The sequence below is a fragment of the Chryseobacterium piperi genome (assembly GCF_002285635.2).
GTDB classification, from domain to species: Bacteria; Bacteroidota; Bacteroidia; order Flavobacteriales; family Weeksellaceae; genus Chryseobacterium; species Chryseobacterium piperi.
The window spans coordinates 2,351,907-2,367,826 of sequence record NZ_CP023049.2 but is presented as its reverse complement, the minus strand read 5'-3'; the positions used below and the strand labels follow the sequence as shown (position 1 = coordinate 2,367,826).

At 36.0% G+C, this 15,920-nt stretch carries 10 protein-coding genes; 9 read left to right on the top strand and 1 reads right to left on the bottom strand.

From position 1 onward, the window contains the following. Positions 1 to 354: 354 nt before the first annotated feature. Positions 355 to 1,386, bottom strand: coding sequence for a peptidoglycan DD-metalloendopeptidase family protein (locus tag CJF12_RS10250; protein WP_034682184.1), 1,032 nt, complete (start codon positions 1,384 to 1,386; stop codon positions 355 to 357). Between the two features lie 226 nt (positions 1,387 to 1,612). Here CJF12_RS10250 and CJF12_RS10245 point away from each other — a divergent pair, with 226 nt between their 5' ends. From CJF12_RS10245 to CJF12_RS10205, 9 genes are all read left to right on the top strand, one after another. Then, positions 1,613 to 2,653, top strand: coding sequence for an NAD(P)H-dependent glycerol-3-phosphate dehydrogenase (locus CJF12_RS10245; RefSeq protein ID WP_051887192.1), 1,041 nt, complete (start codon positions 1,613 to 1,615; stop codon positions 2,651 to 2,653). A gap of 153 nt (positions 2,654 to 2,806) precedes the next feature. Next, positions 2,807 to 3,829, top strand: coding sequence for an LLM class flavin-dependent oxidoreductase (locus CJF12_RS10240; RefSeq protein ID WP_034682182.1), 1,023 nt, complete (start codon positions 2,807 to 2,809; stop codon positions 3,827 to 3,829). Positions 3,830 to 3,839: 10 nt separating this feature from the next. Beyond that, positions 3,840 to 4,928, top strand: a complete 1,089-nt coding sequence (locus tag CJF12_RS10235) for an NAD(P)-binding domain-containing protein (RefSeq protein WP_034682180.1) — start codon at positions 3,840 to 3,842, stop codon at positions 4,926 to 4,928. 205 nt (positions 4,929 to 5,133) lie between these two features. Next, on the top strand, positions 5,134 to 6,639 hold the full coding sequence (gene mqo, locus CJF12_RS10230) for a malate dehydrogenase (quinone) (protein WP_051887191.1): 1,506 nt from the start codon (positions 5,134 to 5,136) through the stop codon (positions 6,637 to 6,639). A gap of 468 nt (positions 6,640 to 7,107) precedes the next feature. Then, positions 7,108 to 8,742 carry a T9SS type A sorting domain-containing protein gene (locus CJF12_RS10225; protein ID WP_034682178.1) on the top strand — a complete coding sequence of 545 codons (1,635 nt, stop codon included), beginning with the start codon at positions 7,108 to 7,110 and terminating at the stop codon, positions 8,740 to 8,742. Positions 8,743 to 8,751: 9 nt separating this feature from the next. Next, positions 8,752 to 11,913: a hypothetical protein gene (locus tag CJF12_RS10220; protein WP_034682176.1), complete on the top strand. Its 3,162-nt coding sequence runs from the start codon at positions 8,752 to 8,754 to the stop codon at positions 11,911 to 11,913. A 4-nt stretch (positions 11,914 to 11,917) separates the two neighbouring features. Further along, positions 11,918 to 12,835 carry a DUF6443 domain-containing protein gene (locus tag CJF12_RS10215; protein WP_051887190.1) on the top strand — a complete coding sequence of 306 codons (918 nt, stop codon included), beginning with the start codon at positions 11,918 to 11,920 and terminating at the stop codon, positions 12,833 to 12,835. 20 nt (positions 12,836 to 12,855) lie between these two features. Beyond that, positions 12,856 to 15,534, top strand: coding sequence for an RHS repeat domain-containing protein (locus CJF12_RS10210; RefSeq protein WP_131329497.1), 2,679 nt, complete (start codon positions 12,856 to 12,858; stop codon positions 15,532 to 15,534). Then, positions 15,534 to 15,911, top strand: coding sequence for a hypothetical protein (locus CJF12_RS10205; protein ID WP_034682174.1), 378 nt, complete (start codon positions 15,534 to 15,536; stop codon positions 15,909 to 15,911). The genes CJF12_RS10210 and CJF12_RS10205 overlap by 1 nt, the downstream gene beginning before the upstream one ends. The last annotated feature ends 9 nt before the right edge of the window (positions 15,912 to 15,920 follow it).

Genomic DNA, 15,920 nt, shown 5'->3' with positions numbered 1-15,920 from the left:
AATCAACAGGTTGATCTATCGTTGGCTTACTTAAATAGAGAGTATAGAAGATAAATCTTTGTATATATAAAACTCTCGCAGATTTAGCAGATTACGCAGATATTTTTACTGCATTTAAAAAGGTGAAATTTAATAGTATATATCCTTTCATTAAAAGATACATTGTTATCATTAGCTTTATCGGATCAACTTGTTGATCTTCTCTCTTTGCTTACTTAAATTGAGAAGGTAGAAAATAAATCTTTGCGTGTGTAAGACTCTCGTAGATTATTCAGATCTCTTTACTACAATTTAAAAAGAGTATATGCTCTTCTGGAAAATAAAAAACGGCTGTCAAAAGATAGCCGTTTTTTATTATAGATTCATAAACAATTTTGGATTGACCGGAGTATTGTTTTTATGTACTTCATAATGAAGATGAGGCCCGGTAGAACGTCCGGAGTTTCCTGATTTGGCGATTACCTGTCCCACTTTTACCTTGTCATTCACTTTTGCTATTAATTCGGATAAGTGGCCGTATAGGGTGGCCAAACCATTTCCATGGGAAACGATCACACAGTTTCCATAACCTCCTTTTTGCCCCGAAAAAATAATGGTTCCGGCGGCAGAGGCTCTTACATCAGAACCATAAGCAACTGCAATGTCAAGTCCCTTATGGAACTGCATCTGATCGGCTTCTGCAGGTGGATTATTTCTTTCCATTGGAGCTGATTTAGATGGAGTACTTGTTGTGGCAATGGATTTTGTAGAATTGGGAACTGTGGAAGCTGCCGGAGCAGAAGCCGTTTTAGGAGTTACCATAACTTTTACTTCTCTTTTATTTCCATAGCTGTCCGTGAGTTCAATAGTTTTCTCTACAGGTTCAGCTTTTACCTCAGGTTTTGGAGTGGCAGCAATAGTTGGTTTTGCCTCTACTGCATTGGTTCTGACTGAAGCGTAGACCGTTTTAAAGGGGATCGGATTTTTTCTGATTCCAAAATTGGATGAAATATAACCATCAGTAGGCATTCCTAAAGGAACCTGCATCAGCTTTTTCTGTAAATCCATTAAATATTGGCTGTATCTGTTGGCCTGCTTGGCGAGATAGACAGAATTGGAAATACTGTCTTTGCTTAGAAACATCAGCTTTTCACTCGAAACATCTTTTGATTTTAGGAATGAATTAAGCTGTGCTACAGTCTGATCCACTAAAGTGAGATCTGTTTTCATTTTTAAGTAATCGACACTGTCTCTTTCAGTGTTAATTTTTACAAGATTCACTTCATACATCTTGTCATCCTTTTCAGAAGATAACTTGGCTATAAAAATGCCTTGTGCAAAAACTACTAGTAAAAGCCCTCCTAAGAGGATATTTACGTTCTTTTTGCTGCTTAGAAATTTCTTCATATTTCTTTCACTTAGTATTAAAAAACGGTTCAAAGATTGCAAATTTAATTAAAAATAAGCTTTGTGATTTATTTTTAATTAAAATTTATTTATTTCAATATTTAACGTTGATTTCTTTATTTAATTGTACTGAAGTGTTAATTTTTTCAGAAAATTGGATTTTATCATGGGGACAAAAGCTTTGATAATTCTTTGTTTTAATATATTTGCAGTTCACATTTCAATTATGGCGAAAAAGAAAACAATTTCAGAATCTTCAAATCCGAAAAAGAGTAAAAATGAGGTTTCCGTAGGGGTGGTAGGAAGTGGAAGTTTTGCAACTGCGATCGTAAAAATGCTTGTTGAAAACTGTAAAGTAGTACACTGGTGTGTAAGAAGTGAATTTGTAAAAGGAGCGATTGAGCTTCGGGGACATAATCCAACCTACTTAACTGCCGTTAATTTTAATCTTAAAAATTTAAAGCTAACCACAGATATCAATGAGCTGGTTTCAGTATGCGATGTGGTGGTTTTGGCAACACCATCGATTTATCTTTCAGATACATTGGATAAAATGACCTGTGATTACAAAGACAAAATTTTTGTTTCTGCCATTAAAGGTATTATCCCGAAAGTAAATGATGTAGTAGCACATTACCTTAGGGATGAGTTTCAGATTGGTTTCAGGAATCAGGCAGTGATTGCAGGACCTTGTCATGCAGAAGAGGTGGCAATGGAAAGACTTTCCTACCTGACTATAGCAACGGTAGAAGATGAAATATCCGAAAAGCTGGTTGATGTTTTCAATTCAGACTTTATTAAGGTTCATTCCAGTAAAGATATTTTAGGAAATGAATACAGCGCTATTCTTAAGAATATTTTTGCCATCGGAGCAGGGATTGCAAGCGGGTTAGGATACGGTGACAATTTTACTGCGGTATTTGTTTCAAATGCCATCCGTGAAATGGAAACTTTCCTGGAAGCAATTTATGAAGCCCCAAGAGATGTTAACGAAAGTGCTTATTTAGGAGATCTGCTTGTAACGGCGTATTCATTATTCTCAAGAAACCGGAGTTTAGGAAACCTTATTGGAAAAGGATATACCGTAAAATCTGCAATTCAGTCGATGAATATGGTTGCGGAAGGATATTACGCAGCAAATTCTATCTATAAGACTGCAAAACAGAAAAACCTTAAGCTTCCGATTGTAGATACGATCTACGCTATTTTATATGAAGGAAAGAATGCTGAGAAACAATTTAAAAAATTGACGGCAAAACTGAATTAAAACGATTTAAAAATTAGAATATAAACATCAGCAAATCTGCTGATGTTTTTTATTAGGATATTACTTTCTTAAATACAGTTAGCAAGAATCAGTTTTATTTCAAACTTAACATATGATAATATTCCGGGAGATTACATTTTGTAAATTAGATAAATGAAAAAGATAGGATTTTTATCGTTCGGACATTGGGGAAGTCATCCTTCGTATGACACCAAGACAGCAAGTGATACGCTGTTACAATCCATAGATTTAGCAGTAGCTGCAGAAGAAATAGGGGTTGATGGAGCGTATTTTCGGGTACATCATTTTGCTAATCAGTTGGCTTCACCGTTTCCTTTGTTGGCAGCTATTGGTGCCAAAACCCAAAAAATTGAAATAGGAACAGGGGTAATTGATATGCGTTATGAAAACCCTTTCTATATGGTAGAAGATGCCGGTGCTGCAGATTTGATTTCTGAAGGTCGGTTACAATTAGGAATTAGTAGAGGTTCACCTGAACAGGTTATTGATGGTTGGAAATATTTCGGATATGATTTGGAAGAAGGCCAAACAGATGTAGATATGGGACGCCTTAAGGGGTTGGAGTTTTTTGACTTGTTAAGAGGAGAAGGTTTTGCACAGCCCAATCCCAATCCAATGTTTCCCAATCCACCCGGATTGTTACGGATAGAACCACATTCCGAAGGATTACGTGACCGCATTTGGTGGGGCTCTGCTTCGGATGCTACCGCAGTATGGGCAGGAGAAATTGGTATGAATTTGCAGAGTTCTACCTTAAAATTTGACGAAAGCGGAAAACCTTTTCACATTCAGCAAGCTGAACAAATCCGCTTATATAGAGAAGCTTATAAAAAAGCGGGACACACACGTGAACCAAGAGTTTCTGTGAGCCGATCCATTTTCGCCATAGTCAATGACCAGGACAGATCTTATTTCGGGCAAGAGGCCAATAGAACAGATCAAATAGGGGTTTTAGAAGGGAACCAACGTGCTATTTTCGGGAGAAGTTATGCCGCTGAACCAGAACAACTCATTAAAGAATTGGCACAAGACGAAGCAATTCAGGAAGCAGATACCTTATTGTTGACAATTCCTAATACATTGGGAGTGGATTACAATGTACATGTACTTGAATCCATTTTGAAATATATTGCTCCTGAATTGGGCTGGCGCTAAAAAAGGTCAAATGGCAGGGAAAATTTGGTATAAAACAAAAATTGCAATTATCGGAGCAGGACAAGCCGGACTTTCTACTGCATATCATCTCAAAAAAATGGGATTGAAAATCGGTCAGGATTTTATTATTCTGGATGGCGCACCTTCTGCGGGTGGCGCGTGGCAATCCCGTTGGGATTCATTGACCTTGGGTACGGTAAATCGTATTCATGATTTGCCGGGAATGTCTTTCGAAGAAACTATTGAAGGAGATGAGACTGAAGTCCGGGCTAATGTTGCCGTTCCGCATTATTATGATTTGTATGAGAAAGAGTTCGGATTACAGGTGTATCGGCCGGTGAAAGTTGAGAAAGTAAATTTGAATGGTGAAAGGTTCTATATTGATACATCATCTACCGGATTTTCTGCATTAGGTATTATCAATGCTACAGGAACCTGGGAAAACCCTTACATTCCGGAATATCCGGGTGCTCAGCTTTTTAAGGGTGAACAACTGCATACCCGGGATTTTAAGAATGTGGAATATTTCAAAGGAAAACATGTAATCATTGTGGGTGGTGGTATTTCTGCGATTCAATTGCTGGATCAAATTTCAAGAGTAACCACCACTACATGGGTTACACGAAGGCCTCCGGAATTCCGGGAAGGGCCTTTTGATGATATGGCAGGGAGTTTGGCTGTTTCCATGGTTGATAAACGGGTAAGAAGCGGATTACTGCCAACGTCGGTGGTTTCGGTAACGGGATTACCTGTTACTGATGAAATTAAAGACATGCAAAAAAGAGGCGTTCTTAAACGATTTCCAATGTTTAGCGAAATCACTGAAGAAGGCGTTAAATGGGAAGATGGAAAGCAAGAAAAAGCAGATGTTATTCTTTGGAATACAGGTTTCCATTGGTCATTGTCCCATTTAGATGCTGTTTTGCCTAAAGAAGAAGGAGGTGGTATCATCATGTCTGGAAGACTGGCAACCGAGGTTTCAAAAGAACCGAGAATTCATTTAGTAGGTTATGGGCCCTCTGCTTCAACGATTGGAGCGAACAGAGCAGGAAGTGCTGCAGCAAGAGAATTGGTTAGAACTCTAGGGATTATTGTATAGATTCTCATCTACCAATGGAATCTATACAATAATTTCATCAATATGTTGGTGAATACATCTAAATTCCATCAAAATTGAATCCCAAATTTCACCTTTTTTCTAATGCAGGTACCGTCTAAATCTTGTTAATATTTTTTATGTTAAAATACTTAAACACGTTTCTGTTTTTAAAACTTTTCCCGAAATTCGTAATAAATTTAATGTTATGTCACATTTGCTTACAAGCAGAACGCCTAAACCAAAATACGACGTTGTACTCATAGGTGGTGGTATCATGAGCACCACTTTAGCCACATTACTCCATGAATTTGATCCTAATTTAGAGATCGCCATCTTCGAAAGACTGGGCAGGTTTGCCAAGGAAAGTACTGCCGCATGGAATAACGCAGGAACCGGGCATTCAGCTTTTTGCGAATTAAACTATACGCCTGAAAAAGCAGATGGGACTATTGATATTTCTAAAGCAGAAAGTATTGCAGAACAGTTTGAGATTTCAAAGCAGTTCTGGTCTTATTTACTTCAAAAAGGCTATATCAAGGATCCTAAAGACTTTATCAATTCCTGTCCACATATGAGTCTGGTGTTTGGTGAGAACGATGCAGAATATCTTAAAAAGCGCCACGATACCATGACAGAATCAGTTTTGTTTTCAGGAATGGAATTTTCAACCGATCATGAAAAACTGAAAGAGTGGATTCCTTTGGTAATGAGTAAAAGAAATACTTCTGAAATAATGGCGGCCACTAAAATGAATTTAGGAACTGATGTCAATTTCGGAAGTCTTACAAGAAAAATGGGCAGACACCTGCTGCAAGATTCCAATGTTGAGGTTTTCCTGTATCATGAAGTAAAAGATATTGATCCGAGAGAAAATGGACAATGGGAAATGAAGGTTAAAGACAGAATTCATAATCATAAGCAGGAAGTCGTTGCAGATTTTGTTTTTATTGGAGCAGGAGGCTATGCACTTCCTTTACTGGAGAGTTCAGATATCAAAGAAAGTGAAGGTTACGGCGGTTTCCCGGTTTCCGGTCAATGGCTGGTAACCCACAATCCGGAGCTGGTAGAAAAACATCAGGCTAAAGTATATACACAGGCAACAGTAGACGCCCCGCCTATGTCCGTTCCCCATCTTGATTTAAGGATTATTGATGGTAAGAAAGCACTTCTTTTCGGACCATTTGCAGGCTTCTCAACCAAATTCTTAAAAGAGGGAAGCTATCTTGATCTTCCGGAAAGTGTGAATACCAAAAACCTGAGATCATTATTCGGTGCATGGTGGCATAATATTCCATTGACGAAGTACCTTATTCAACAGGTAGCTATGACTAAAGCTCAAAGAATACAACATCTAAGAGAGTTCATCAAAGATGCAAATGAAGAAGACTGGGAACTGAAAGTAGCAGGACAGAGGGTTCAGGTTATTAAAAAAGATGACAAACATGGAGGTAAACTGGAATTCGGAACAGAGGTGGTAGTCAACAAAAAAGGGACAATTGCGTCTTTATTAGGAGCCTCACCAGGTGCTTCCACTGCTGTATATGCTATGTTGGATGTCCTAGAAAAATGTTTCCCTGAAAAACTTCACGGAGAGTGGAAGGATAAATTGCTGGAAATGATTCCTTCTTATGGACAGAAGTTATCCGGTAATCCTGAATTGACACAAAAAGTGAGAAATTATACAAAGGAAAAGCTTGAACTGGAATATTAGGATAGATAAAAGATTTTATTGATAAAGCTCTTTTTCTTTATAGCTAAGATCTCCTTCGTTAATTTTGACGGAGGAGATTTTTTTATTTAACCTGAGTTCGGGTTAAGGTTTGTTGAATGATAATGGTGTCATTTCGAGTAGGTTTTTGTAAAAAACCGTATCGAGAAACCTTTACTCTAACAGATCTCGATATATTTTTCTTCTGAACTACATTCGGAAACTTTCAGTCTGTATTACAAAAAATACTCGATCTGACGATATACACTCTTATCCCGAACTCAGGTTATTTACAACACATATTTTTTTATTCACGACTGTTATTATACAACTTTTTACTGCAAGACGGTTTTATGCTATATTTTAATGATAAAACTCGCATGGGATATTTGAGTAGATCTTTTGATGGTGAAGTAAAAAGCTTATTTTTACGACAAATTAAAAAAGTTAAAAAAGCACAAAAATTTATAGATGAAGAAATTCTACTTGAGTGCATTTTCGATATGTACCATTCTGACTGTATCCGGTCAGGAAACACTGTGGCAAAAAAATATCAAATCCTCTAGTCAGGATTTTCTAAGCCAGGTAACGACAACCATTGATCAGCAATATTTAATTACAGGAAGTTCGATTCAGACTGGAAGCCAGAAGATGGCTGCTGGAAGTTCTACCCAAAACAACGGTTACGATTTTCATTTGGTGAAACTCAATCAGCAGGGAGAACAGGTTTGGGAGAAATACTTCTCAGGAAACAACCATGATTACCTTTCTGCAACGGTTAATACTCAGGAAGGAGGAGCGCTTTTAGCTGGAACCTCATACTCTGGGAAAGGTCTTGATAAAAAAGAAGACTCCAAAGGAGGATCTGATATCTGGCTGATTAGAATCAATGAATTCGGAGATGAATTATGGCAGAAAACATTAGGAACAAGTTCTGATGAAGAAGCCAGATCTGTTATTCAAACCACAGATTTAGGATTCTTTGTAGCTGGTAATGTACAAAATGCCTCTAAAGGTTACGGTTCCAAAGATGTATGGATCACCAGACTCGATAAAAACGGAAAAGAAATTTCACAGCTCATTTTAGGTGGAAGAGGATTGGATGAAGTAGAAAAAATGATTCCTACGAAAGATGGAGGTGCTTTGTTAGGGATATATTCCAGGAGTTCCGAGCTTCGGGTTTCGGGTTCCGAAAGTCAAAGCTCAACGAACTCGAATCCCGTATCTCGTTACCCCAAAACCACTGAGAATTTCGGAGAAGGTGATTACTGGATCATAAAGTTGAGCAAAGATGGAAAAGTCGAATGGGAAAAGAATCTTGGAGGAAAGGGAGATGATCATGTAAGAACCCTTGCTTTAACATCAAACGGATATATAATTGGTGGAGAATCCAGATCTGAGAGATCAGGAAACAAGACCGTAGGGATTGAAGAAGGAACCGATCTTTGGCTAGTTTCATTAGACGAACGAGGAAATGAACAATGGCAAAAATCTTACAATTTGGGAAACAGAGACGTTCTAATGAGTATGAATACTATTGGTAACCTCTCAACTAGCAACTCTCAACCAGCAACTAATAAAGGAATATTGTTGGGTGGATATACCCAGGCAGAAGGAAGAATAGAATCCAATGATGAAACCTTTTGGATGCTTTACCTGAATCAGGATGGAAATGAACAGTGGAGAAAGCATGTTAAGGGAAAAGAGAGGAAAAAAGAGGAAAGACTTTCAGATTTAAAATTGAATAAAGATGGTTCGATCATTTTAGCAGGAACCAGCGCAGAGGAATTAGGAAAGGAGAATTGGAAGATTGTCAAGTTGGGAGATAAACAACTTGATCAGTTAATTGAAAAGCAAGACATTAAAATCTATCCGAACCCGGTATCTGACTTCGCGTATGTGGAGATTGGATTTGAAGGCTTAAAAGCTGGATTGTTTGAGGCTGAGATTAGCATATACGATATGGGCGGAAGACAATTACAAAGCCTTAAAACTAAGAATAGAGTAACCAAGCTGAATACCCAGAATTTAATTCAGGGAGCTTATCTGGTTACTGTAAAAACGGATACTAATAAAACTGCAAGTGCTAAACTGATTAAGAAATAAATAAGAAATATGGGAAATAATAATAAAATACTATTAGGTCTTTTGGTTTTGCTAACTCTTTTTTGTAAGGCACAAGAAATAAAAATACTTAATATTCCTCAGGGGCCCGTAGTCAAATCTCCTCAAACCAATGATATGGAAAGATTTGGAAATGTTCCTGTAAGTCTAAATACAGGGAATATTTCATATGATATCAATTTATTTAGCTATGGAAATATTTATAATGAGAACGGATTGGATATTGACATAAAATATTATGGAACAGGGTTTATGCCTTCAAAACAATCAAATTATGTAGGACTAGATTGGTCTTTATATTTTGGAGGAAGCATAAGTCGAGAGGTAAGAGGAGTTGCTGACGACCTAGCTTCGGACTGGCCATTTACTCCTTCGAATAATTTACTTGGATATTTGGAGGGGGTAAGAATATGTAATAAGTTAAATACAGATATTTATAATCAAAATTATTCCATGTTTCCTATAGGAAATGGTGGGAAAGGTATTAAATGTGGTGCATATTCTTATGAGCTTGAACCAGATAAGTTTAATTTTAACTTTATGGGAGTGAGTGGGTATTTTTTTATTGGAAATAATCAGAAACCTATCATTATTTCAGATACTCCAAATTTAGAAATAGATATTTCAGGACTAGAATCTAAACAATATACTTCAAAGATTGATATAAATCGTTGTAAAACTAAATTAACAACTATAACAATTACAGATGGTAGAGGCATAAAATATTATTTTGGAGGAGAATATGATAATCTTGAGGTTTCCTATAATCTCTTACAAGATTCTCCTCAGTTAGATTCTCCTTTTACAATTACTTCATGGAACTTGTACAAGATAGAATACCCAAACTCCAAGGTATTGGAAATTAAATATCTTCCTTCGAATATGAAACTAAGTGAAAGGAGCTTTTGTAATGGAGGAACCGGAAACTTAGTAGGTAGCGTCCAGGAACCATTTTTATTGATGTTTGATCAACACCATATCACTAGGCATTATATTCAGGAATCTAATTATAATTATAATACTAGTACAGGACATACTGTATTTTGGGATGGAACAATTTATTGGGGGAATGGTTCTCATGTCAGTAGTGGAGCAACCAATAGTTTTTCTGCAACTAAAAAGAGTATGCCTGGCTCAATTGTATTAGATGGTAAGGAAATTGTGAAGTTTAAATTCGAAAGATTTGATCAATATTTAGGATATACAATTCCTTCTTTGAAATTAAAAACGATTACTTTTTATGATAATGCAGGGAAAAGTGTAAAAGAAGTAGAGCTGAATTATTATAGACATAAAAATTATTTCTTTTTAGATAAAATTAAACTATTTAGAAAAGAACCACTATCACAGGATTTTTTACAAGAATATAGTTTTGATTACTATAACAAAGATAATCTTCCTGTCGAAAATATTGGGACTACTGACTATTGGGGGTATTGGAATAATAAACCGAAGCCCAGACCTATTCCTAACTTTACGGTGAATAGAAATACCGGTGAGTTTACATTTACAGGAAATACTTGGGATGCAAACCCTGACTTATGTTCTGTAACACTTTTAAAATCGATTGTATACCCTACCAAAGGGAAAAGTGAATTTGTATATGAACCTCAAAAATATAGTGAAAAATTAGACCGAAATTATGCATCCCAATTTAAAAACGTGCTAGTCCAGTCAGAGGATATTGTAGGCGGAGGACGTATTAGTAAAATCTTTAATTATTCTAATGATGGAACTCAAGTAGGAACTCAAGAATATAAATATATAAGTAACTATAATCCAAACAGCTTGAATACAAAATCAAGTGGAATATTATCCAATTATTATAGGAATTATATCTATCATAGAAACCAAAATGGATATAGTACAACTGAAAATGTAGAAGTGTATTCGGATAATCTTATTGAAACTACAATGAATTCTTCTCCTGTTTTATATTCTGAGGTTACAGAAATAGAAAATAATAAAGGATATACAAAATATTATTTTACAGATTTTAAAACTCATCCTGATAGTCAGATTTTTAAGGAAGTAGATAATAATGTTGATCCTACTACTTTTGCTCCGGCTAATATAGGAAATATTAATCTACCTTACCGATCTAATAATTATAAGAGGAGTAAATTATACAAGCAGGAATTTTATGACCAAAATTTTGTTAAACTAAAAACCTCTACTACAGAATTTACAGATATTGCTGAAACAATACCAGGTAATTATGTTACACATGTAACAGATCGATTAAGAACAAAATACTTTTTTAAACAATTGGGAGGATCATTCGTACCTAAAAAAAATCAATCTGAAGATATTTTTCCGACTTCAAACTCAAAAACGATCACTGAAATGTTTTATGAAGGTAATAATCATTTAAATCTAACAAAAGAAAAAATAATTTACCCTGAAGGAGACGTTTTGGAGAAAAAATATCAATATGCAGGAGATTTAAGACATGGTAATCAACCACAACAGAATGTTGGACCTTATCCATTTCTTTCTTTTATGCTTTTAAAAAATATGTCGGGAATTCCTATTGTTACAACCAATTATAAGAATAATATATTTCAAAATAGAATACAGTCGCTTTATGAGTATAATTCTACAACAACTTTGGTTTTACCTAAAAGAAGTCTATTATATTACGAAAATGAGACATTTGCTCCGCCTGCAAATGGTTTTGGGGTTACAGAGCTTCCTTCTGCTAACGAACGGTTTAATGAAGTTATTTATGATCTATATGACCCCAAAGGTAATTTACAACAATATACCACAAAAGCTGGAGTTTCAACAACCATTATCTGGGGATATAACCAAACCCAGCCTATCGCTAAAATAGAAGGTGCTAAGTTATCTGATATTACTCAATCCTTGATCACTACCATTGTGAATGCTTCTAATGATGATGAAGCTGATCCGAGTAAAGAAGGAGCCCTGATTACCGCGTTAGACAACTTCAGAAAGAATTCGGGTTTATTCAATTATCAGATTACGACGTATACTTACGACCCTTTAATCGGAGTGACCAGCATTACCCCTCCATCAGGAATCAGGGAAGTGTATGTCTACGATGCAGCCAATAGATTAAAAGAAATAAGACAGGATTCCAAAACAGGAAATCTGGTAAAAGAATTCAAATACAATTATAAAAACTAAGAGAATGAAGAAAAAGATATTTCAATGGGTAATCTTGTTCTTGGGAACTTCTGTATTTCATTCTCAAAGAATATTAAATACCGTTGTTACAGAACAGAATAAAGTAGTAACAGCACCTTCAAGTATAAGACTTTTATCGGGTTTTATGGCTAATTCTGCCAATATAGGCACTTTTCGGGCATATATAGCCTCTGCCCCTAATCCCGGAGGTGGAATTACTCCTGTAGATCCAACCCCTGCCATAGGGATGAATTCTACCGAAAATTATATATTGACTACCAGGTGTCTGGATGCTAATTGTACTAAAAGGTCAGAAATCATTCAATATTTTGATGGTTTGGGAAGGCCAAAACAAGTTATTAATATCAAAGCTTCCCCCACAGGAAAAGATGTAGTAACTCATATTGAATATGATGGATTCGGAAGACAGGTGAAAGACTTCCTTCCTGTTCCTCAATCCGGTACTTCCAATGGAGCTATAATTTCTAATCCTTTAGCGAATGCTACTCAAACCGGTATTTATGGACAAGAAAAGATTTATGCTGAAAAAATCTTAGAAAACTCTCCTTTGGACAGAATACTGGAACAAAGGCAAGTAGGAACTGCATGGGCCAATAAGCCCGTTACCTTTCAATATGATGCTAATATTGCTGGTGAAGTTAAAAAATATGTGACTACCACAAGTTGGTCAAATGGAGCTACTGCGTCTGCTATTAGTCAATCAGGGACATATGGAGTTGGGCAGTTATATAAAAATATAGTGACCGACGAAGATGGAAATAAAACAATAGAATTCAAAAACGGGCAGGGGCAGCTTATTCTAAGCAGAATGAGTATTAATGCTTCAGAAAATGCAGATACGTATTATGTATATAATGAATATAACCAGCTGGCTTTTGTAATTCCACCCAGGCAGCTGTGATAGCCAATGTAAATTCTGTGATGGGGAACTTATGCTATTTATACCGGTATGACGGAAGAGGCAGGCTTGTTCTTAAGAAACTTCCTGGTAAAGCCTGGGAGTATATGATATATGACAAACGGGATCGATTGATTATGACCCAGGATGCAATGATGGGAGCTTCTAAACAATGGCTGTTTACCAAGTATGACGCGTTTGGGAGAGTAGCATACACCGGGATTTATACTTCTTCTCAAGCCTATGGACTTGCGGGAAGGGCTGCTGAGCAGTCTTTGGCAGATGCAAAGGAAGGTAACAATGTTACAAGAACTCCTAACACTACGGTAGGATTTACCCAAAATGGAATGGCAGTATATTATGATAATGGATCATCCAGTTATCCTAATGCTATTAGCCAGCTTTTAAGTGTTAATTATTATGATACGTATCCTCCTTATAGCTTTAATCCGCCAAGACCTTCCACAGCTATAACAGATAATGCAACAGCCAATTCAGTGAGTACGAAGAGTCTCCCTGTCATGACTCTGGTTAAAAATATTGAAGATGATAATTGGACTAAAAACTATAGTTATTATGATAATAGAGGGAGAGTTATTAGTGCCTATTCTATTAATCATTTAGGAGGGTATACCAAAACTGATTCTCAACTGGATTTTGCAGGTGTTCCGCAAAAGGTCACTACAGAACATAAAAGACTTACCACTGATGCTAAAAGAGTCATCGCAGAAACCTTCACGTATGACCATCAGAACCGATTAAAAATTCATAAACATAAGGTTGACAACAGACCGGAAGAAATCTTAGCTCAAAATGATTATAATGAGCTGTCTCAATTGCAATCTAAAAGAGTAGGAGGTGTAGCTATTGCTAATCCCCTTGAGCAAATGGATTATAAATACAATATCCGGGGTTGGATGACTCATATTAATGATCCGCATAACCTTAACGGAAGATTGTTTGGGTATTCTATTAAATACAATAGTCCTGAGTTTCCTGCAAGCGGTTCAGGAAGGTTCAATGGAAATATCTCAGAAGTAGATTGGGCGACTTTCAATGATGGGGTATTAAGAAGGTATAATTATCAATATGATGGATTAAACCGATTGAGCAAAGGACTCTATTCAGAGCCTTATTCCTCTGTTGTTCAAAATCAATTTTTTAATGAAGAGCTGACTTATGATCTTAATGGTAATATTACCACGCTGAAAAGAAATTCTAAGCCTGCTTCAGGATTGACTGCTGAAGTTATTGATAATCTGGTTTATAATTATGAAAGCAATAATCAAAGTAATAGATTATCAAGTATTACTTTACCATCAAATATTGCAAATAATCCCTCCGGATATAATGCATTGGGTAATACCATTAGCTATGACAACAATGGCAGAATGATTAATCAGTTGGACAAAGGAATCAATAAGATCGTCTATAATTATCTGAATTTACCTAATAATTTAATGATGGGTACAGGCTCATTAAGCCAAATAACGAATTATATTTATCGTGCAGATGGAGTTAAGGTGAGAAAGCAGATCTCTGGAGGTGTAAGCCCAAAGGTGAGTCAAACGGAATATCTAGATGGATTCCAATACCAAGACGGGGTATTGCAATTTGTTCCATCAGCCGAAGGCTATTATGATTTTGCAAAAAATAAGTATATTTACAATTATACTGATCATTTAGGAAATATAAGATTAAGCTATACCAATAATGGCTCGGGAGCAGAAGCAATAGAGGAAAATAATTATTATCCATTTGGACTCAAGCATGAACGATATAATAATGTAGGAGGGAATTCTGCTTATCAATATAAGTACAGCGGGAAAGAGTTACAAACTGAAACCGGGATGTATGATTATGGAGCGAGATTTTATATGGCAGATATTGGAAGATGGGGAGTTGTGGATCCGCTAGCTGAGAAGATGACAAGCTGGTCGCCATACACCTTTAGCTTTAATAATCCGCTTCGTTATATGGATCCTGATGGACGTGCTCCGTACGATTGGGTGAAAGATTCTTGGGGGTGGCATTGGAGGAGTGACATTACTTCAAAAAGACAGGCAATGACGGCTGGATATTCTGATTATTCCAATGGCAGAACAAATAATATTTATACAACATATTTAGGAAGTAATGGTTCTGGTATTGGACGTAGTCAAGAAGTTGTATTAGGTTTGAATAGAAATTATACAATAGATGGTATTTCAAAAATAGCTCCCGATACTGCACCTGTAAATATGAAGCCTGTAAATGACTTTGGTAAATTTATGGCAGGTTTTACAGCTTTTCCTTTGTATTTGGAGGCTCTTCCTGTTCTGTTTTCAACAGAGGCAATATTTACAAAAGCGACTATTAGTCTTACTTCTCAAGCGGCTTCGACAGGGGATGTAGATTTATATGACTTTGGAGCAGATACTTTTATGACTCCAGGAGCTGGGAATCTCGTAGGAGGTTTAGCTGACTATAGTTTAAAAACGGGAGAGCATAACATATATGGTATTACAGGAAATAAAAGTGGAAGATCAGTTATAATGGATATATTATTAGGAGCTGCAGCAGGAAAGGCTAGCGAAGGTATTTCAAATTCATTAAAAACTACTGGAGCCACAGAAACTGTTATAAAAAATGTAAGTGAATATACAGTTCAAACAACAAAAGGATTTGTAAATGAAACTTTAAAACCTAAAGAAACGAAATAATGAAATATGTGATTAATGGAATAGGGATTATCGCTGCTATTGCTTTTATTGCTTATTTTGTTTTAAGAAATAATAAAAGAGAAGAATCCCTTACTAAGAATCTAAAATATTCAATAGCAAAAATCGAAAGTATTGAAATGGGAGGTAAAAATTGGTCAGATTGTAGTTTTTATCTTCACGGAAACCTCATAAGTTCTTATACTAGAATAATAAGAGATGGGGAGAGAGAGCAATTTTTGGGAAAAAGGTTTTTAGTTAAATATGATAGTTTAAATATTAAGAATGCGAAAATATTAATTGACATTCCTGTTCCCGATAATATAAAATCACCTCCACCAGGAGACTGGAAAGAATTGCCTAGTTGGGCAATAAAGTAATAATAAAAG